Source organism: Undibacterium hunanense (assembly GCF_014284335.1).
Lineage (GTDB): Bacteria > Pseudomonadota > Gammaproteobacteria > Burkholderiales > Burkholderiaceae_D > Undibacterium > Undibacterium hunanense.
Window position 1 is genome coordinate 72,748 of record NZ_JACOGF010000003.1, and the last position, 22,989, is coordinate 95,736.

Annotated in this window: 7 protein-coding genes; 1 reads left to right on the forward strand and 6 read right to left on the reverse strand. The window is 54.8% G+C overall.

Annotation, left to right across the window (positions count from 1 at the left end; translation table 11 throughout):
* Nucleotides 1-17 precede the first annotated feature (17 nt).
* From H8L32_RS06595 to H8L32_RS06620, 6 genes are read right to left on the reverse strand one after another with little or no spacing between them, the layout of a single operon-like run.
* On the reverse strand, nt 18-1,775 hold the full coding sequence (locus H8L32_RS06595; protein ID WP_230412092.1) for an ABC transporter ATP-binding protein: 1,758 nt from the start codon (nt 1,773-1,775) through the stop codon (nt 18-20).
* Nucleotides 1,775-3,607 carry an ABC transporter ATP-binding protein gene (locus H8L32_RS06600; protein WP_186946394.1) on the reverse strand — a complete coding sequence of 611 codons (1,833 nt, stop codon included), beginning with the start codon at nt 3,605-3,607 and terminating at the stop codon, nt 1,775-1,777. The genes H8L32_RS06595 and H8L32_RS06600 overlap by 1 nt, the downstream gene beginning before the upstream one ends.
* A complete protein-coding gene (locus H8L32_RS06605; RefSeq protein ID WP_186946395.1) occupies nt 3,607-4,818 on the reverse strand; it encodes an FAD-dependent monooxygenase in 1,212 nt (403 codons plus the stop codon). The genes H8L32_RS06600 and H8L32_RS06605 overlap by 1 nt, the downstream gene beginning before the upstream one ends.
* Entirely contained in the window at nt 4,815-6,473 is a 1,659-nt protein-coding gene (locus H8L32_RS06610; protein ID WP_186946396.1) for a thioesterase domain-containing protein, read from the reverse strand. The genes H8L32_RS06605 and H8L32_RS06610 overlap by 4 nt, the downstream gene beginning before the upstream one ends.
* Nucleotides 6,470-7,801 carry an MFS transporter gene (locus H8L32_RS06615; protein WP_186946397.1) on the reverse strand — a complete coding sequence of 444 codons (1,332 nt, stop codon included), beginning with the start codon at nt 7,799-7,801 and terminating at the stop codon, nt 6,470-6,472. The genes H8L32_RS06610 and H8L32_RS06615 overlap by 4 nt, the downstream gene beginning before the upstream one ends.
* Nucleotides 7,801-9,855, reverse strand: a complete 2,055-nt coding sequence (locus H8L32_RS06620) for a TonB-dependent receptor (RefSeq protein ID WP_186946398.1) — start codon at nt 9,853-9,855, stop codon at nt 7,801-7,803. Before H8L32_RS06620 ends, H8L32_RS06615 begins: the two co-directional genes overlap by 1 nt.
* A gap of 209 nt (nt 9,856-10,064) precedes the next feature.
* Between H8L32_RS06620 and H8L32_RS06630 the strand changes: the two genes are divergently transcribed.
* Nucleotides 10,065-22,940: a non-ribosomal peptide synthetase/type I polyketide synthase gene (locus tag H8L32_RS06630; RefSeq protein WP_186946400.1), complete on the forward strand. Its 12,876-nt coding sequence runs from the start codon at nt 10,065-10,067 to the stop codon at nt 22,938-22,940.
* The last annotated feature ends 49 nt before the right edge of the window (nt 22,941-22,989 follow it).

Below are 22,989 nucleotides of genomic sequence, written 5' to 3' on the forward strand. Positions count from 1 at the left end.
TTTGTCACGTTGTCACTTCAAGCTGCCTGGCGAAAGCGCCAATGGCGGCTATTTTCCTGCTGTTCCCAAAGACGCACGTACAAGCCATCTTGCTGTATCAGGTCAGCATGTCGGCCTTGCCCGACCACAGCGCCACGATCAAGCACCAGTATCTGATCAGCATCAGCGACGGTATGCAGGCGGTGCGCAATCATCAATACGGTCTTGCCACGCACCAGTGCTGCCATGGCCTGACGTATGGCATGTTCATTACCGGCGTCTATGGATGCCGTGGCTTCGTCCAGCAGGACGATGGGAGCATCTTTCAGTATGGCACGTGCAATCGACAGGCGTTGCCGCTCACCGCCAGACAAGCTGCCACCGCCCTCGCCTATTACGGTCATATAAGCCTGTGGCAATGCCATTATGAAATCGTGACAGCAGGCAGCACGCGTGGCCGCCTGCAATTCTGCATACGTCGCATGTGGCCGGGCGATGCGCAAATTGCTTTCTATGGTGTCGTTAAACAGATAACTTTCTTGCAGAACAATGGCGATCCGGTCAAGCAGATCATCCTGGTGCATGCTGCGAATATCAACACCGCCTATGAGTATTTTTCCACCTGCCACGTCATGAAAACGGGCCAGCAAATGCACGATGGTGGTTTTGCCTGCACCGCTGGGGCCTACCAGCGCAGTCACTGTGCCGGGTCGGGCGCTAAACGAAATATTGCTCAGGGTTTGCGTACCAGCTTCCGCACTGTAATTGACATTGCAGAATTCGATATCATGACGATCTGGCACCAAAGCCAGGGCGGGTTCGGGCAAGCATTTTTCATTGAGTAAGGCGGCGATTCTTTCAAAACTTTTTTCATAGAAAGCCAGTTGTGCCATCAACAGCGCAGATTCATTCATCATGGCGTAGAAGCGATGACTCATGACCAGGAACATGACGAGCGTGGCATGTCCCAGGTTGCCGTTGATATTCAACTGAAAAGCCCGTGCCAATACCAGTAAAAAACCGATTTCCAGCAAGATGGAAAAACCGATGGCAGCTATGCCGGCGATAATTTCCACCCGTATGGACAATGCCCGCAGGTTTTGTAAAGCGCTCAATACCTTATCGTAACCACGCGCAGACCGGCCAAAGGCACGTATCACCTTAATACCCTGTATGAATTCGAGCAAGCGGCTATTGGTTGCGGCTTTCTGCGTGATTTTGGCGCGACTGATCTTGTTGACGGACTCTTTTACCAGGCGAAACAGTACCAAGCCAACTGCAACACTGGCCATGGAAAGCAAGCCCAGTTGCCAGTCTATATACAGTAATAACGCCCCGGTCAGCCCGGCGATGGTTAGTCTGCCGCATAATTCACCTGCCAGATGGGTAAAGGCTTCCTCCACATGAAGCAGGTTTTCTGTCATGACTGCTGTCAATTCGCCTGTCTGGCGGCGCGCATAAAAACCCAGTGGCAGGCGACGCAGATGGCTGGCAATTTGCAGACGTAAATCGCACATCATGCCAGTGCCGCCGACAAAGCCATCGACATTGGCTGCGACGCTGCACAATAATTGCAGCATCAGGCTGGCTGCCAGCATCAGCGTCAGTCTGATCATGAGACTCATGTCAAAATAGCCGCTGAACATGGCATTCAATGCCGCAAACAGCACGACATAGGGCACAGTCGCAAACAGTGATTCAGCCACCCGCCAGGCAATGCTGCGGCGGAAACGGGCTGTGTTATTGGGTATGGCGTCGCTACGTACCATGCGCATTAATCCAAATATCATCTGCATCAGGCAGCTCCCTTGACGTGTTCATCGGTTGGCGTGCTCCTGATCTTCCAGGTGGCGCTATCGCTTTGCAATTGCCATAAATGGCGATATAAAGTGCAGTCCTGCAGCAATTGCGCGTGCTTGCCGCAGGCAATGACACGACCAGTGTCAAGCACCACGATCTGATCGGCATCAATAATGGTTGATAAGCGGTGGGCGATCACCATGACGGTTTTGTCGCGGGTCAGCACACCCAGAGCCTGCAATAATCGCGCTTCATTGACAGGGTCGGAAAATGCAGTGGCTTCATCCAGGACGATGACAGGCGAATTTTTGACCAGCGCCCTGGCAATTGATAAACGCTGCTTTTCGCCGCCAGACAGACGGGCACCACGTTCACCCAGTACGGTTTGATAACCCTGTGGAAGACAGTTGATGAAGTCGTGCGCCTGGGCTGCAGTTGCTGCTGCGACTACCTGTTCTTCGCTGATATCTTCACGACCAAGACGGATATTTTCCAAGACCGTGTCGTGGAACAGAAATACATCCTGCATCACATACGCAACCTGGGAATGCATGTCTGCCAGCGGTATTTCACGCACATCTGCACCACCGATTCTAACTGCTCCCTGCTGTACATCCCAAAAACGCACCAGCAACTGGGCCAGCGTGGATTTTCCCGCACCACTGGGACCAACGATGGCGGTTAAACTGCCAGCTGGGATTTTGAAACTGATATCTTGCAAGACCGTTATTTCGCCATAAGCAAAGCTTGTACCGTCAAATTCTACGCTATTGTCTGCCGGGGTCTGCATATTTGCAGCATTGGCCGCATCAGGCAATTCAGGTGCTTCCATCAAATCCTGTACACGTCCATAACCGTCCTGTATCAACCGCATCAGGCTGCCAAAAAATGCCAGTTGAAACAATGGCCGGGTAATGCCCAACCCCAGCAACAGGCAAAGCACAAACAGTTCAAGTGACAGGCTACCCTGTAAATACCAGTAGCCGCCAAATGGCAATATGCAAAGCATGTTGGCACCGATGACCACGGTAAAGGCGGACCAGGCCGGTACGGTCAGTTTTACCATGCGCACGATAACGTCAAAATAGGCGGCAACCACCTGCGGTAAGCGTACCGCGCTGGCGGCGCTTGCCGCACCCTGGCGATAAGTCTTGATCACAGCAATACCTTGCACATATTGCACAACCTGGCTGGCCAGGATGGCATTGACTTCGTTATATTCACGCATGACTTCCGGTACTTTTTTCCATAACAGCAGCTGTACCACGATGGCCAAAGGTACTGTCACCAGAGTCACCAGGGCCATGCGCCAGTCCAGATAAAACAGGGCAATCGCGCTGACCACAGGCAAAGTCAGGGCGGCGGCACTGTCGTTGAGGTGATGGGCGATGAACAGTTCAAGCCGGTCTACGTCATCACGCAAGACTTTATTAATGGATTCTGCGTTGCGTGCGGTGATCCAGCCCATGGGAACACGTCTGAGTTTATCTGCCACCGCCAGACGCAAGTCGAACAGGATGTTGAACGCCGCCAGATGCGCCAATACGCCGCCACTGACCTGTAGCAGCCAGCGCAAGCCCATCGCCAGTGCGCCCCAGCCCAATATGGACCAGAGTTCTGTCAGCGTTTTTTCCTGTTGCGGGTGTGCCAGATGCAATAGCACCAGGTAAATCACCAGCAGCGGCGCCAGTGACAGCAGGCTGCTCATTGCACTTAACACGGTAGCCCAGATCAAGCTGGTCTTGCGTTCTCCTGCCAGTGCAAGTAATGCTCCCAGCCCGCGTTTGCGGGCAGGCATGGGCGCTCTGGTAGTTGATTGATCACTCATTATGCGGCCCGTCTGCTTGCCTGCTGTAGTTGAATATGGTCTGTCATATGAAGTTCTTCTTGCGCGCTTTTGATAAAATAATTGAGCAGCATGGACTTGGGCATGGCGCTCATGATCCAATTGCGCAAACGGAAAGACCAGACGCTGTCCGGCAAATACAGCCTGGCAGCTTTGCGCCCGCGTAATTGCAAAGCAGCTATACCAGGACGCATGCGTTGCTGGTAGCGCAACAGGGCTGCCGGACTTGAATCGGCAGCCAGTTCCTGTGCCAGGCAATAAGCGCCAGCCAGTGCCATGCTTGCACCCTGCCCGTTTGCCAGCGTCAGACAATGCGCGGCGTCACCGAGCAGCACAACCCTGCCACGGCTCCAGTCAGGTATATGTACCTGCATCAGGGCATCCATGTAGACAGAGCTGCTGGCCGACAGTTTTGTGATTGAATCAATCACACGTGGATGGCTGCCGGCAAATTCGCTGAGCAGGTAATCCCTGCGTGTGTGTTGCGCAGGTGCTGCATCCAGATTTGATTTCCAGATATGCAATGCAGTAACTCCCTTGCTGCCGAGCTGGTAATACATGCTCATACGGCGTGGCTCGGCGATGGCGACCATGTCTTCTTCCAGCGCGGTGCCGCCATTGATCCAGTAAGCTGCCGCCTGCATCCCCATGTGCTGGCAAAAGTCGGTATCCGGTCCAAATGCCAGTCGCCGTGTGGCTGAACGAAAGCCATCGGCACCAATCACATAGTCAAAGCGTTGCGTATTGCCATGGTTGAATTGCACATCGACACCGTGTGCATCTTGCTGCAGGGAAGAAATCCGGGTACCTGGCTGTAAATTGACTGCATCATTCAGACTTTGGTGCAGGATATCTGCAAGGTCGCCACGCAGCACCACTTGATGGTCAAGTTGGGTCAGCAGCTTGCCATGATTGAGCTGCATGATGGTACGTCCACGGGCATCGAGATAAAGATTGCGGTCTACCGGCAAGGCGGCCTGACGCAAATCTGGCAGCAGGCCCATTTCTTCAATCACGCGACGGCCCGCACCGGATATGCTGAGCATATAACCTTCGTCACGCAATGTGGCTGCCTGTTCGACTATCGTAACGGCATAGCCGCTACGGCTTAACCACCATGCAGCACACAAACCACCAATGCCGGCACCGGACACCAGTATGCGTTTGCCATTTGTGTTATTCATACTGCTCATGCCACACCCTCTTTGATTGTCGCGGCCTGGGTACGCAACATGGCTTGTACCTCCAGCCGGGCTTCTCGCAAAAAAAAATGTTCGGCGTCCACAGTTTTTGGCGCGATCGGTGTGGCACTGTAAGCTTGCCAGCCGCTCATGTGTGCTGGCGTCACCAGTTTGTCGCGTGTGCCTGCCAGCGTATGTACCGGGCATGGCAAACGTCGCCGGTCAAACCGCTGATAACGTGCACCGACGGCAAAGTCTGCCTGCATGGTTTTTTGTACGGCCCGCATCATGGCTGGTGCTGCCAGCACGCCCGGTGGCGTACCACCCAATACCCTGAGCACGACTGCCAGGTCGGCATTATCAAAAGGAGCAATTTGCAATAAATTGATCAACATCGAAGACAATGGCAGATGCGGCGGATTGGTTGCCGTCAGCCATAGTGCCGCAGGTGGCCTGCCTGCCTCAGCCAATGCCAGCGCCAGCTCATATGCCAGCAAGCCACCAAGGCAATGACCAAACAGTGCAAACGGACGTTCACTGCCTATTGCCTGCAGTTGCGGCTGGATTTGTGCCATGGCCCAGGCGACCCATTGCTCCATGGTCTGCAAAGGCGCATCCATGAGAAAGCCTTCGCGACCGGGCAACTGTACCGGGCAGAATTGCATTTCATCGGACAGCGTTTGATGCCAGCCACGAAATACAGAGGCGCCCCCACCCGCAAAAGGAAACGCAAATACCGGCAAACGCGTATCACCGGTCGGGGCACCATACGGAAACACCTGTTCAACCGGTTCCGGCATGATCAAAACCGTTTGTTGAACGGCGCGGCATGTGACTGCTGGCTGCGGTAAATGCCAGTCGGGTGCATGTTGATTCACTGGCCTGCTGTCGCGTATGAAGCGCATGGCCTGATACCGCAGGTCAGCATTTGCCAATGCGGTCTGTTGCGCAGCCAGCTCTTCACCAAGTACCGTTCTCAGGAAATTTTCTTCGCTATTTCCAGCATCAGCATCTGCCGGATTTTTTTGGTACTGTTTTTGTCTGCATGTGGCGGCAGCCAGTACGCCCGTACTCAGGTCGCGACTGGAATCCAGTTTGAAGCCGCAATTCTCAAGCTGACTGACCAGCGTGGCCCAGGTACTGTCATCAAGCAGATCAGCAATCAGCAGGCAGGCACCGGTACGCAGGGTCTGCGCTGCGCTGCGTGCAAAGGAAGATGGTGACTGCAATTCTTGAAACAGTTCTATCGCCAGTATTACGTCCTGGCTGGCTGTTTGCTGCGGCAGGCTGGCGGCATCGGCCACCTGCCAGCGTATTTTCAGTCTGCCGAAACGGTTACGACAAGCTTCGATCTGCTCTGCTGACAGGTCAATACCAGTCAACGCGGCAGGTTTATGCCTGTCTGCAATCGCTGCCAGCGCACCTCCACGACCGCAACCCGCGTCAAGAATGTGAAGCCCATCCAGCGGGGTATCAGCAATGATTTCCCATAGCAAACGCTCTTGCATATCGCGTGTGCTTTGGCGACTTTCAGACGTGGCATAACCGCGATTCATGAATTCAAAACGCTGCCCTGCATCCAGCGCAGTTACCAGGTCGTTCAGGCGTGCATAGACCAGACGTGTCAGCATGACGCCTTCCTGGACTTGCAGTGGGGCAGCGGTCATGAACCCGCCTCGGCCAGCATGTTATTTACTGTATTTTCTTCGGCCTGCCCATCACCGGTGATGGTGTTTGATACCGATGCAGTTTCTGCTGTGGCACCAGCCGCTGCCCTTGCATACATGCGGGGTGCCAGCAACAAGCCCGTGAATGCGAGGCCGCTGGTAATCATGAAGGTGACACCATAGCCAAGTCTGGACGTGACCACACCTGCACTCAGTCCGAATACCAGTGCGCAAAAAGCGTCGGTACACTGCAACAAAGAATAGTCGGTACCTGCCTGTGCCGGTGATGCCCAGTCCATCATGATGGTGTACAAGACGACAAAGCCCAACGACATTGTGGTGCAGAACAACAAAAACACAGCAGCCAACAAAGGTTTGGCGTGCCAACCCAAAGTTTCTATCAACAGGTAGGTGAGTTGCAACACCAGATAGGCAATCAGACTGGCTTTCAGCATGCTTAAACGCTGATAACGTTTCAGCAGAACACCACCCAGCAAGGCGCCGACGACACCGGCAACGGCAACACCGGCACCGGACAGTATGCCGATTTCCACTACTGCAAATCCACGGTCCACCAGATAAGTCAGCATGATGGCACTGAACCAGCGCAGCGATGCCTGGCAACTGATGATGGTTGCCATGCCCCAGCGTATGGATGGTCTGCGCCAGGCGGCTTTCAAACTTGGTGTTGTGGCAGTCATCGTGGTGACCGGCACTACTGGTACTACTGGCATCACGCGTCGGCGGCGCAACCACAATGCGGGTAAGCCGCACAGTGCAACCAATACTGCCAGTGCACGTATGCCGGTTTCCCAGCCCAGGTAGCCCACTGCCGTAACCAGTAAGCCGCCACCAAGTATGTAACCGAGGTAGCTGCCGCCTATCTGCATGCTGTTGCCAAGTCCGCGCTGTGAGACGGGCAGTGCCTGCACCGCCATGCCATCGGTGACGATGTCTTGCGTCACCGATGCAACCATCAGCACCAGTAGCAAGAGCATAATGGCTGACAATGCTGATTCCAGTGGCAATAAGGTCAGAATCAGCACACCAATCAACAAGAACAACTGAAAATTGCCTGCCCAGCACAGGCTTTGTTCAGGCTGGCCGGCAGTCAGGCGATCTATTCTTGACGCCCATAAAAACTTCAGGGCACTCGGTAAAAATAGCAATGACAGCAGACCTATCTTGTCCAGCCCTATGCCGCGTGCACGCAATAATACCGGCAGACCTTCGTGCACCAGTCCACTCAACAAACCCTGGGTGGCATATAGCCCACCCAATACCGTAAGCAGGCTGCCGGCAGCCATTGGCGTACCAATTTTTTTCATCATAATTGCGCTTGCAGACGTAAGCCGACTGTGCGTCCACGATTATATTGTCCGAAATCACCGAGTGGCCCGAAAGAAAATGCATAGTTAGGCACGATGCGGTCGCCTACATTGTCAACATACGCAGTCAGGCTGAGGCGCTTGCTGACTTCCCACTGAATAGAGGTGTCAAGCAAGGTGTAGGTCGGCTGGCTTAAGGTATTGGCAGTATCGAACCACAGATCACCGGAATAAGTCAGGCTGGTATTCCAGCGCAACAAGCCTGCACCAGCCATCTGGAAACGCAATTCAGTCCCGGCCCGCAGGCTCAGTGGGACGACATAGGGAACGCGTTTGCCGTTCAAATCGATGTTGCCGGCTGGCGCATGGAAGTTTTCTATCGTGCTATGCGTCCAGCTGGCACCACCGCGCAGGCTGAAGTCCTGCGTAGCAGCAAAGGCAGCATTGATTTCCAGCCCATTCGCTTTGGCATCACCGACGTTTGCCAGCATCTGGAAAGGGCCTGATTGCACAGGTGCCTGGAGATCACGTGTTTTGCTGTGGAAGACTGTGCCATCCAGTTGCAGGCGATGGCCCATCAGATCGGCCTTGAAGCCTGCTTCCAGGTTGCGTATGGTTTCTGCGTCATACGGGATGCCACCTGCAGTGTTCTCTGCCACACGGTTATAACCACCCGCTTTATAACCTTCACTGACCAGGCCATACACGCGCCATTCTGGCGTCAATTGATATCCCAGTGCCAGTTTGGGGCTGACATGGCTGAAACGCTTGTCTGCCGCGAAAGACAATGCCGCAGCACCAGTACGTTTATAGTCAATATCAGCTTTGTCTACGCTATAACGCAGGCCTCCTGTCAGGTCCAGGCGTTCATCCAGATGCCAGACAGCTTCACCGAAGATGGCTGTGGATGTAATGGTTGAGGCACTTTTGCTCGGACCCGGGAACAGGAAGGCTGGCACGGTTGGCACGGCCACACCGCGCAGGCGTTCAAAATCCTGCTTTTCATAATACAGGCCGAACACACCATCCACTGCACGCTTGCCACCGCTGGTTGCCAGACGCAATTCCTGGTAGTAGGTTTTTTGGTTTTCCGGATCTGAATTACCGGTGGTGATGACACGTTCGAACTTTCTGTCCTGGTAGGAGCTACTGGATGTCAGCTTCCAGTCGTTCATGAAATAATCGACACCCAGTCCGACCTGGCTGACCGTACGGGTCAGCGCCGGTTCAGCGAAATCAAACGGTGTACTGGCTATGGCACGACGGTATTTCAGTGGGAAGGACTGGAAATATTCATCATGTGCGCTATAGCGGTCTCGGCTGACGGTCAGCATGGCATCCAGGTTGCCGCCCATAGGTGCCCAGCGCAAACGTGCACGGCCCAATGCCTCGCGGCTGGAACCCAGATCATCTGCGCCAGTGGCGGCGCGCAAACGACCAGGATATTCATCGGCATAGACATTGATATCACCATACAGACTGTCTTTGACCAAAGCCCCGCTGGCCATGACATCAAGGCGACGCGTCATATTACTGACATCCAGGGTCATTTGCGCCTTGCTGGTGTTATTTGGCTTGCTGGTGACAATATTGATCACGCCCCCCTGTGCTGAACGACCATACAGACTACCTTGTGGCCCTTTCAACAATTCGATTTGTGCGACGCCAGTCAATGGCTGGGCAAAGTAAGTCATATCCTGCGGTATGCCGTCGACATACACGGTCACGGCAGGATTGTAAAAATCAATCGCGGGCGCACCACGCATGCTGAACAGGGAATACACACGTGTACTGCGTGGCATGACGGTCAACTCGGGGAATATTTTTCCCAGTTCATCGGTACGCACGACACCAGCGGCATTCAGGCGCGCCGCTGTCGCCACAGAACTGGCAACATCCGGGGTCAGCCCGGTGGCATCAAGTTTGGTGGAAGTCACCACCAGTTCTGGCAAGACATAATCTTCACGCTGCTGCGCTTCTGCTCCGGCCACCATACCACTTGCACCCAGCGCACCGCTGGCCAGTAAAACACCCCGCAAATAACTCAACTTCATTATTTCACTCCTCTTTTATCAGTGGCTGCAGTATCCACGTCAATTTCGAGACGCACTACCGTGATCAGTGCCGAAAATATCGTGATCAGTACTTTTAATTGATAATCATTCGCATTTGGAAGATATTCATATGCTAATGCGGAAAGCCTATAAGCCTTCAAGCGAAACAGACGCGTTTCCACCAATGCCAACCGATATTGAGGTAAGAGATGATCCCTGCACCTGCCATTTCCCTGCGCCAGCACGCCACCCTGGTTGACTGGATAGAACACCATGCAAAACACCGGCCTGACGCCGAAGCGCTGTGCTTTATCGGCCAACGTAACGATGTCAATGGTGCCACTAATGACTTGCGCCTGACTTATGCTGACTTGTCTGAACGTGTAAGGTGTTGTGCAGCCAGTCTGCAAAGGCATGCCAGACCGGGCGACAGTGCGCTGATACTTTTTCCGTCGGGAATAGATTATGTAGTCGCCCTGCTGGCCTGTTTTTATGCCGGAGTGACCGGAGTACCAGTCAATTTACCAGGTGCCGCGAGGGTGAAGCGCGTGTTGCCAAAGCTGGGCGACATCACGCGCGATTGCCGACCTGCTTTACTCATCAGTAACAGCCAGGTTGCGGCGGCCAGTGGCAGCGATCTGCAAGTTTTTGCGGATGAACATGAACTGCGTTTGCTGCAACTCGAAGACATGCAGGAGGACGACTCACAACGCTGGCAACGTCCGCAACTGGATGGTGCCGCACTGGCCTTCCTGCAATATACATCAGGGTCAACCGGACAGCCCAAAGGGGTAATCAACCGCCATGGTCCCTTATTGCACAATCTGGAATTTTTGGGCCGACTGACGGCAGTCAATACCCGGACGGCCAGTGACACGGTCATTGCCAGTTGGTTACCTTTATTCCATGATCTTGGCTTGATCATGGGTATTTTACTGCCGCTGGCGTATGGCGGACGTGCTGTTTACATGGCACCCATGGCCTTTGCGGCCGATCCTTTGCGCTGGCTGGAACTGGCTACGCGGGAACGGGCGACCGCCCTGCCCTGTCCGTCATTTGCCTTGCGCCTGTGCGCTGATGAAGCAAGAACGGCACCGCAACGAATGCTTGCGATCGACCTGAAACAGGTCACTTGTCTGATGCCGGCCGCAGAGCCGGTATTGCCTGCACAGGTGGAAAGTTTTTATGCCATTTTTGGGGCGCATGGCTTGCAGCGCGATGCCATCAAGCCTGCCTATGGTCTGGCTGAAGCGACCTTGCTGGTGTCCGCCCACGTCGATCGTCACAATCCCTATTTTATTGATGTGGACAAGGCGAAACTGGAACGTGGTCATGCGGTCGTCAGCGCTGTTCATGACGAACATATAGCTGCCGGCTTGCGTCGCTATACCAGCAACGGTAATGATTTCGGTGGCCAGGATGTCCGCATTGTTGATGCCGAAAGCCATGTTGACCTGGGTGAGGATCAGGTTGGTGAAATATGGATCAACGGTCCAGCCGTTGCTGGCGGTTACTGGAACAAGCCGGAATTGAATCGCGATATTTTTGCTGCCTGTATTGCCAGCATCAACATCAATGAAGAAGATTGCAAGCCTTATTTGCGCACTGGCGATATGGGTTTCATGCATCAGGGGCACTTGTTTGTCACCGGCCGACTGAAAGACATGCTGCTGTTTCGCGGGCAGTGCCATTACCCGAATGATATTGAAGCCACCAGTGGCCGCAGCCATGAAGCAGCCGTGCCAGAAAGTGGTGCTGCATTCTCGGTTACCCCGGGTGATGAGGATGCAGAATGTCTGGTCATCGTGCAGGAAATTCTGAAGCAGACTGGTGTCGATTACCAGCACATCGTCAACACCATACGTGCATCGGTGGCAGAAGAACATCAACTTAGTAGCCATGCCATCGTGTTGATACGTAAAGGCACTTTGCCACGTACCACCAGTGGTAAAGTGCGACGTGCCGCAGTGCGTCAGGCTTATCTCGATGGCAGCCTGCCAGTCCTGCATCAGCATGTACTCGACACGCAGCAAGCACAACAGATATCCCGGGACATAAGCTTGCTGGATACCTTGCGTCCGCTGTCATTGGCCCAGCGTCATCTACATTTGCGAACCTGGCTGGCAAATGAAACTGCTGCCATACTGGGGACGGTTGCTGCAAGAGCAATTCATCCTGAAGCCAGTCTGTTTAATTATGGACTGGATTCGATGTCGGCGGCACGCCTGGTAAGCACGGCAGCCAATGCTTGCGGCCTGACACTGCCTGACAGTCTTATATTCGATCACCCCAGCCTGATGCAACTGGCAGCCTGGTTACAGATTGCCATGCTTGATCAGGCAGGTTTGCCACCTGCTGCCGACGCAATATCTTCAAGTCATTCCGCCTCAATCCATTCAACGTCAGCGCCTGATGCTGACAAGGGCGTGGCGGCACCAGTTTCTACAGACAGGGAAGCGATCGCCGTCATCGGCATGGCATTTCGCCTGCCGGGTCAGGATGGGCAAGACGCCAGCGACGACGCTGCATTCTGGGACATGCTGGAACAAGGTGGCTGCGCCATCCGCCCTGCACCGTCAGAACGTTTTCGTACCCGTGAAGACATCCCTGGTTTTGGCGCTTACCTGAATCATGTTGATCAGTTTGACGCGGCTTTTTTTGGTATGTCACCACGTGAAGCGATGAATACTGATCCCCAGCAACGCTTGCTGCTGGAAGTCGCCTGGCATGCACTGGAAGACGCGGGCCAGCGTCCTGCGGCGTTGCGCGGTAGTGATACCGGCGTATTTGTCGGTATAGGTACCGGTGACTATGGCCATTTACCCTTCATCAGCGGTGAGCCCTCGCACTTTGATGCCTATTGGGGTACTGGCACCTCGTTTGCGGCAGCCTGTGGTCGCCTGTCTTTCAGCTTCGGCTGGGAAGGCCCATCGATGGCGGTTGATACGGCCTGTTCGGCTTCACATAGCGCATTGCATTTGGCAGTGCAGAGTCTGCGTGCGCGTGAATCTGGTTTGTCACTGGCTGCTGGCGTCAAACTGCAGTTATTGCCTGAGGTTGACCTGGTATTACACAAGGCTGGCATGCTGGCAGCAGATGGCCGTTGCAAAACACTGGATGCCCGTGCCGATGGTTATGTTCGCGGGGAAGGTTGTGTGGTACTGGTGCTGAAACGTCTGTCGGATGCGCTGGCCGATGGCGATGCGGTGCGTGCCGTTATTCGTGATACGACCGTGCGCCAGGACGGTGCCGGTAGCAGCCTGTCGGCACCGAATGGCGCTGCCCAGCAACGCCTGCTGACACTGGCACTGAAAAAAGCCGGACTGACACCAGCCGACATTGACTATATAGAATTGCATGGCACCGGTACCCGTCTGGGTGATCCGATTGAATATCAATCCGTTGCCGATGTTTTTCGTGGCCGTGCCATTGATGATCCTTTGTGGCTGGGCTCGGTCAAAACCAATATCGGCCATCTGGAAGCGGCCGCCGGTGCCGCTGGTCTGGTCAAAACCATACTTGCGATCGAACATGGCAAGTTACCCCCTGCGGTTGAGCTGCATGAAGTCAATCCGCTGATTGATCTGGACATCATCCCGGCGCGCGTGCCTGCACAAACAATCAATTGGCCCATGCGCCAGGCTTTGCGACGTGCTGGCGTGACCTCTTATGGTTTCGCCGGAACTATCGCTCATGTCTTGCTGGAACAGGCGCCAGTATTGGCTGCGGTTACAACATCATCTGTTATATCAGAACCAACACAAATAACGACACCACAGCTTTTCCTGCTGTCGGCTCGATCAGCAGAATCATTGCGCATGCTGGCATCCAGCCACGTAGCAAATTTGCCTGCCTGCGACGACTTGCCGGCATTGGCACGCGGCATGGCACGTCAGCGTGAACACCATGGCATGCGTGTAGCCGTACTGGCATCCAGCCGCGAAGAGCTGGCTACTGGTCTGCAGCAGTTATCAGCCTCCAGACATGCCGTAACTGAAGCCGCACGCAATCCACGCATAGGATTTTTATTTACAGGACAGGGTTCGCAATACAGCGGCATGGCACGTGATCTGTATGCGCAGCAGCCTGATTTCCGTCAGGCGCTGGATGCCGCAGATGCTGCCATGGCACGAGATCTCGGCATGTCTGTCGTCGCTCTGATGCATGATGACTCGTACAATGAACGTTTGCAGCAAACCGCATTTGCCCAACCGGCACTGTTTGCACTGGGCTATGCGCTGGCAAAAATGTGGCAGGCTTTTGGTGTACAGCCGGATATCATACTGGGACATTCCATCGGTGAATTTGCAGGCATGGTCATCGCTGGTGCCCTGACACTGGAGCAAGCAGCAAGCCTGATCATCAGGCGTGGCGCATTGATGCAGGCCCTGCCGTCTGGTGGCGCGATGCTGGCCGCACGTGCGACGCCAGAACAGGCGCTGGCAGTGCTGGCTGAATTGAAGGCCGTGAAGACAGGCCAGGCTGACGACATTGCGATAGCTGCCTTTAATGGCCCGCAGGACGTGGTGTTTTCTGGTTCTGCCGCAGCAATAGACGCCGTGCAGGCTTTGCTGACGGCACGACAATTGCATGCCCGCGCCTTGCAGGTATCGCACGCTTTCCATTCCCCTTTGCTGGACCCCATGCTCAGTGCCTGGGAAAGTGCATGTGCAAAACAATTGATGCAGGTGCCACGCATTGCAGTCTGCTCCAGTCTGACTGCTGAACTGCTGGAGCAGGCACCCGATGCAGCTTACTGGAGAAATCACGCACGCCAGCCGGTTCGATTTGATGATGCCCTGAAACGTGTGGCCAGTGCCTGTGACATTCTGCTGGAGATAGGCCCGAATGCCATCCTGAGTGCAGTATCGCAACGTAATCAGGCAGCCCAGCAATGGCCGCAGGCAGTCACTTGCCTGGCAAGCTTGCGCCGTGGCGGTAGTGATCTTGTCGCTATCGGGGATGCCTGTGCTGCCCTCTACATCGCTGGGCAGGACTTTGACTGGGCGCATGTGTTTTCCGGCAAACTGCCATCGCCACGCAGTTTGCCGCGTTATCCGTTTGAACGTCAGAGTTACTGGCTGGATTATGACGACGATGCGCCGCATCAGTCTTTGCAAATGCAACCACAGCCAGAACGTGCAGCAGCACGACCAGTCGATTTGTATACCATGCAGTGGGAACATTTCACGCTGACCGAAAATGCTACCCATGCTCCGCGCTATTTTCTGCTGGGTGGCAACATCGCAGATACATCCACTTTTGCCGCAGAACTGCAAGCAACTGGTGCCGATATCTATTTGCTGACAGCGGGCGAATGGCCAGTGGCGGCAACGCAGTTGCAAGACACAGACGTGGTGATTTATCTGGATGGCTGGCGAACTCAAACTGCTCATGCAGCACTGTCAGCAGATCAATCAGGCTGGCAATTGACAGAATTCGTCAAGGTCCTGCAAAGTCTGGAAAAGAAACCGCGTATCCTGCTGCCGACCAAGGCAGGTCAGGCGATTGCAGGTACCCCGGGCGACCCTTCGCAGGCGACTTTGTGGGGTGCTGCGCGGGCACTGGCGCTTGAATATGCTGGCCCACGCTGGTTGATGGCCGACAGCGATGTTGGCCTTACACCGCTGGTATCCGCACTGCCTGCCCTGCTCACTCTATTTGGCAGTGAAGAAGCTGTGGCCTTGCGTGAAGGACGATGGCTGCACCCGCGTCTTGACCGGGTCAGTGCACCGTCGTCTGAAAAAAACAGCCTGCCAGTGTTGAAACAGGATGGCATCTATCTGGTCGCAGGTGCGTATGGTGCCCTGGGGCGCCATGCCACCGATTGGCTGGCGACACGTGGCGCACGTCACCTGGTATTGCTGGCGCGCCATGCTGCGCCATCTGGCTGGCAAGCAAGGCTGGCATTGCTGAAAGCCCAGGGGATACGCATAACGCATATCGCTGCCGATGTGGCTGACGCTGATGACATGGCAAGGGTATTTGTCCGCATCAGCAGCATGGAGCACGATACGGGCCACAAACTGGCTGGCGTTTTTCATTGCGCCGGTACCAGCCGTTTCAACGACCTGGCGACGATCACAAGTGAAGACTACAGCACAGTCAGCCGGGCAAAAATACAGGGCGCATGGCTGTTACACGAACATACAGTTTCCCGTGCACTGGATTATTTTGTTTGTTTCACCTCGATTTCTGGTATCTGGGGTTCACGCCTGCAAATTCCTTATGGCGCTGCGAATGCCTTCCAGGATGCGCTGGCGCGCCTGCGTCATCATCAGGGCCTGCCTGCGCTGGCGATTGCCTGGGGACCATGGGGAGGCGGTGCCGGCATGTCAGAAGTAGATGAAGACTTATTGCAGTTACTGCGTGCCGCCGGCATACGGCGACTGGCACCGGCACGTTATCTCGCCACGCTGGATCACCTGCTGGGTGGTGTTTTGGATGGCGAAAAAAACATAACAGACGATGGCACTTGTGTCGCCGTTGATGTCGACTGGCAGCAATTCGTACCTCTATATGCACTGTATAACCCGGCCAATACTTTCCAGCGGTGTTTGACAGCCAGTCAGGCCAGTGCAATGGCGGTGTCAGCTACCACGGATACACCGAGTGCCCTGCATGCCCTGGATGAACAGGCCCGACAAACAGCCGTGCATGTCTTTGTGATTGCTGAACTGGCCCGCACCCTGCGTGTCACTCCTGCACAGTTGACACCGGATATACAGTTACTGAAACTGGGCATGGATTCAATACTGGTCATGGATTTTTCGCGTCGCTGTGAAGCCGGTCTGGGTGTCAAATGCGAATTAAAAGCCATCTTTGAACGCAACACGCCACAAGGCCTGACCGATTACCTGCTGGAACAATTGAGCAGGCAAGTGCCTGATAGTCACAATCAGCTTGCCGCTGAACAGATCATTGCCGATCCGGCCAATGCTAACGCCCCCTTCCCGCTGACCGAGTTGCAACATGCATACTGGATAGGCCGCCACAGTCACTATGGACTGGGAGGTGTGGCTTGTCATGCATATCTGGAGGCCGACGCACCGGATGGACTGGACCTGGCATTGCTGGAACGTTGCTGGAATATGCTGGTTGCCCGTCATGGCGCGTTGCGCCTGGTCATCGGTGAAGATGGTCAGCAACGTGTATTGCCACATGTTCCAGCCTATGCCGTGCACACGGCGGATCTGCGTGACGCGACACAAACTGCAGTTGATACGCATTGTACAGAATGGCGTGAAACCATGTCGCATCAGGTGATGGATGCCGCACAATGGCCCTTGTTTGACCTGCGTGCCAGCCGCCTACCTGGCGGTGCAGTCAGGCTGCATATCGGTATCGACATGCTGATCAATGATGCCACCAGCGGCCAGATCATCTGGGAAGAGCTGGCTGCGCTCTACCAGGCCAAAGCTGACTTGCAGCTTGCTGGATTATTACCTTTCCAGATTTCCTTCCGTGATTATGTATTGGCAAAATACACGCACAGCACTCAGCGCCGTGCCGAACGTGAATCCGCCAGAAAATTTTGGCTGGAACGCATCCCTGCCCTGCCATCTGCACCTCAACTGCCATTGCGGGCCGAGGCATTGCGTCAGACCAGCCCGGTCTTCTCACGCCGGCAGCAACAACTGGCGGCGCCGCTATGGCAGAGCCTGCGTGAACAGGCGGCGCAAGCTGGTTGTACCCCGGCTTCTTTGCTGATCGCTGTTTTTGCTGAAGTACTGGCAGCATGGAGCGCAGAACCGCAATTTACGCTGAACCTGACTATTTTTGATCGCTTGCCATGGCATGCCGATGTGCCGCGCCTGCTGGGTGACTTTACTGCTGTCACTTTGTTGCCTCTGGATTGCAGTGACGCGCTGCCATTCGGACAGCGCGCCGCTGCTGTCAACGGGACTGTGCTTGAACATTTACAGCATCGTGCTTTCAGTGCCGTTGATGTGATGCGTGAATGGAATCGCGGGCGCGAACGTCAGGACGCAATTGCCATGCCAGTCGTCTTCACCAGCCAGTTGAGTATGAGCGATCCGACAAAAGGTGCGGCACCGGACAGTGCGCTTGGCACCGTGGTCTATGGCATCAGTCAGACCCCGCAAGTATGGCTCGATCATCAGGCATGTGAACTGGATGGCGCGCTGATGTATAACTGGGATGCTGTCGATGCCCTGTTTCAGCCTGGGACGCTGGATGCCATGTTCAATGCATATCATGCCATACTGGAAAAGCTGGCGACTCAGCCGCAAGCCTGGCAACAGGCATTGCCAAATTTACTTCCCCCGGCACAGCAGGCAATTCGTGCGCAAGTCAATGCCAGCGCAGCAACCATACCCGAACATTGCCTTGATCAACTGTTCTTTGAACAGGCTCACCATACTCCCCGTGCTATCGCCCTGATCGCTCATGAGCAGCAATGGTCTTATGCAGAATTGGCAGACTGGTCATTGCGCCTGACGCAGGCTTTGTTACAGCATGACGTAAAACGTAGCGACCGCATTGCCATCGTAATGCGCAAGGGGCCTGAACAGGTAGCTGCCTGCCTGGGTATCCTGGCTGCTGCCTGCGTATATGTACCAGTCGATGCCGATGTGCCAGCGGCGCGCCTGCAGGCAATTCTTGACGGTAGCCATATAAAGCTGGTGTTGACGCAAACAGATTGCCTGCCCATAGTTCAGGAAATGTGTGCCGGTCGCGATGTGGCAGTGCTGGATGCCAGCTATGCTGCAGCACAGGTGTGGCCTGTCAATGTGCCGCAAGTCGAACGCGCGGTAACAGATCATGCCTATGTGATTTATACATCAGGTTCTACAGGTATCCCGAAAGGAGTATTGATTGATCATCGCGGTGCTGCGAATACGGTGCTGGATATCAATCGCCGCTTTGACATAGTCCATACTGACCGCGTGCTGGGGCTGTCTTCACTGTATTTCGATTTATCCGTATATGACCTGTTCGGTATATTTGCAGTTGGTGCCGCGCTGGTGTTGCCTGCGGCAAGCGGCACACGCGATCCTGCACATTGGCTGGATTTGCTGTTGCGTCATCGTATCACTGTCTGGAATTCGGTACCGGCTTTGCTTGAGCTCTTGCTGGATGAAGCCGATGCTGCCGGTACATCACTGGTTGGTCTGCGCCAGGTATTCTTGAGTGGTGACTGGATAGCACTGGGTCTGCCAGCACGATTGCGCGCCCAGGCACCACAGGCCAGACTGGTTGCGATGGGCGGTGCGACCGAGGCATCGATCTGGTCCAACTGGTTTATCGTACCGGAAGCCTTGCCAGCGCAATGGCGTTCCATTCCTTATGGTTATCCGCTTGCCAATCAGCATTATCGCGTACTGGATACGCGCTTGCGCGATTGTCCTGACCATGTCAGCGGTGACTTGTATATCGGTGGCATTGGCCTGGCTGTCGCATATGAAAATGACCCGGACAGGACGGATGCCAGCTTCATTATCCACCCTGTGCATGGTGAGCGTCTGTACCGTACCGGTGACCTGGCACGTTATTGGGGTGATGGTACGTTGGAATTTTTAGGGCGGCGTGATTTCCAGGTAAAAATCGCTGGCAATCGCATAGAGTTGGGAGAGATTGAAAGTGCCCTGCTAAGTCACCCGGGCGTGCGTGAGGCTGTTGCCGATGCAGTCGGGCCCGCACGTGGCAACAAACGACTGGCGGCCTGGGTAGTGCCGGACACGGCAGATACCAGTTTATACGATGCTTTTGATGGCAACCCTGCTTTGCATGCTCAGCGCTGGGATGCTGTCATGCAGGCAGCACGCAAGACTTTTGAACAGGCGTCAGCTTTATCTGCTGCACAACAATTACAGCAAGGGCAGCAATCACAAGAACTGGAGCAATTCTGGGCCCTGATGGACCATGCCGGTCAGTGCATGATGCGCGATACCTTGCTGGCAGCCGGTCTGAAATTTGGACTGACATCAGACCTGACATCTGGCGACGCAGATACGGATCACATTATGCGTATGCTCGCACCAGCACCCGATTTGCTCGTGCTGGCACAGCGCTGGTTAAGCACTCTGGATTTCAATGTACCTTACGATAGTGAAGCTGCATGGAATAAGCTGACACCGGCTGCGCTGGATTTTGGTTTGTCACGTACTGTCCTGCAACGTCTGCGTTCAGGTGCTGGCCAAAGGCTGGAAGTATTGCGCGGTCATTCCAGCGCGCTGGAAGTGTTTTATGGTGCAGATGATACGCTGGCACCAGAACAGATGACGCGCATGAACCCCTTGTCCGGCCTTTGCATAAGCGCGCTGGCTGCAGCCATACGCAAGCTTGCACAACATCAGGGGCATGCTGTACGAATATTGGAAATTGGTGCACGCAGTGGCGCTGCAACACGAGATTTATTGGCGCAATTAAGTGATTGCCCCATCAACTATACGTTGACCGACCCTGCGCGCAGCCTGGTCGAGCAGGCTGAACAGGCATTTTCTGCACAAGATGCCAATCCTTTGCATACCATCCATTGCCGTGTATTCGAGCATGAACGGGCAGCAGCAACGCAGGGCATGCCGGAATATGAATTCGATGTGGTCATCGCATTCAATGCCCTGCATCGTAGCCGCAATATACCTGTCTTGCTACGCCGTCTGCGCAGTTTGCTGAATGCAGGTGGCCTCTTGCTGGCGCCGGAAATCACGCGCAACAGCGATTTTCAGTTGGCGACCGTAGCCTTGCTGGAAGGTGGTTATACGCAATTCGAAGACTGCCGCCAGGTAAATGGCCTGGCGCTCTTGCCGGAAGATGCATGGCGGCTTGAATTGATGCAGGCAGGCTTTGCAGCAACAGCCACGTCGGGCATTGGCGCCGACGCAGGCATGCATTTGCTGGCAGCGCGCCAGACCGACACAGTGCTGCGGTTTGCGCCACGCCGGCTGATTGAACATCTGGCGACCTTATTGCCAGCGTATATGGTACCGCAGACTATTGTTGAACTTGATGCGCTGCCGCTGTCTGCCACCGGCAAGGTCATGCGCCAGCAACTGCCACGTCCAGAAATGGGAAGCACACGCCGTATTGCCCGCAATACAAACAGTGACACGTCACCGCCAGCAAACGATCTGCTCAGGATATGGCAGGAATTGCTGGGTGTTGCAGACCTGCATGGTGATGATGATTTCTTTGATCTTGGTGGCGACAGCCTGATCGCGGTACGCCTGATAGAACGGGTACGCCATGGCATGAATGCACATGTTGCCTTGTCTGACCTGTTCGATGCGTCCAGTCTGTCTGCCTTTGCAGAAAGAGTAGCAAATGCAGCACCGTATGAAGATAATCTGCCGCCCTTGTTGACTGATCCGGCTGCACGCTATGCGCCCTTCCCATTGACTGATGTACAGCAGGCCTATTGGATAGGACGGGATGAAAGTTTTGAACTCGGTGGTGTCTCCACACATCTGTATGCAGAAATTGAGGTGGAACAGCTTGCCCTGGCTGACCTGGAACGTGGCTGGCAACAGGTAGTGGCGCGCCACGACATGCTGCGTGCGGTGATTAATGCCGATGGCACACAGCAGGTAGTACAGGATTTGCCGGTTTATTCTATTGTCAGCCACGATTTACGCCAGGCCAATGCGGTCGAGGTGTCTGAATGGCTGGAAATCGCACGTCTTGAACTGTCGCATGAAGTATTCGATACCGCGCGCTGGCCCTTGTTTACCGTGCGTGCCGCACAGATGACGGATAGCCGGGTGCGCTTGTTTGTCAGCCTTGACAATCTGGTGTGTGACGGACGTTCCATGCGTACGCTGCTGGCAGAATGGGCGCAATTTGCACGCGATCCTGGTTTGCAATTGCCACCGTTGACAGCAAGCTTCCGTGACTACGTCATGCTGACGCAGCAAATCGAGCTGCTACCGTCTTATCAGCGGTCGCTGGCCTATTGGCATGACAAGTTGAGCACCCTGGCCCCTGCCCCAGCTTTGCCACTGACACAGTACCAACGCGAAGATGTGTCGCCACCCCGTTTTACACGACGTGAAGCAAGCCTGACGCCGCAAGCCACTCAGGGCTTGCAGGCGCAGGCGGCAGCACATGGTGTCACAGTCAATGCCATATTGCTGGCCGCATACGGTGAAGTACTGGCGAACTGGTCAGCAATACAGCGCTTCACGCTGAACCTGACACTGTTCAACCGTCCACCGGTACATGAAGAAATCGATGCATTGGTCGGTGATTTCACGTCGCTGGTATTGCTCGGCTTTGACGCAGGTGTGACCGCCAGTTTTGCTGAGAGGGCATTTTCCATGCAGCGGCAGATATGGGCTGATCTGGAACACATGCAGGTATCTGCCGTGCGCGTATTGCGCGAAACGGCCCGCCGTAACCGTCGCCTGAATCAGGTCGCCATGCCGGTAGTGTTCACCAGTGGGCTGGGGCTGAATTTGGCCAGCGACGGCGCGGCAGAGCTTGACTGGCTCGGTGAATTTGTTTATGGCATCAGTCAGACGCCACAGGTCTGGATCGACCAGCAGGTAGTCGAACGCGATGGCGCCATGGTATTCAATTGGGATTCGGTTGATGCACTGTTCCCCGACGGCTTGCTGGACGACATGTTCCAGGCATATCACAAGCTGCTGCTGAATCTGGCACAGCATAGTGATGCATGGCAAAGCAATGTCGTCATGCCAGAAAACCGCTGGTCTGCTGCACCTGTCACAGCTGCCACAGCGGCTACCAGCATTTCAACTACAGCATCACCAGATACAGCACCCGTCATTGATGACCAATTATTGCGAGCAGTCAGCAGCCACCTTGCTGCCTTGCTTGGTCATGATGAACTCGCACCACAGACCAACTTCTTTGAACTGGGTGCGACATCGCTGGACTTGATACGACTACGTCAACAATTGCAGGCAGAGACAGGCTTGGCACTGAGTATTACCGAAGTATTCCAGCACACCAGCATTGCTTCTCTGGCGGCCCATTTACGCAGTCTGGATCAATCACTGCCTTCGGAAGATGCATCCAACGACGAAGCGGGACAAGCCCGCAAGCGTCAACGCCTGGAGAATGAGCGCCGTCGCAAGCGCAGCCAGCAATCAAGGGCCTGACATAGCCAATATTTGCAGTGGGGCTGCAGTGGTATTCAGTGGTATCGCG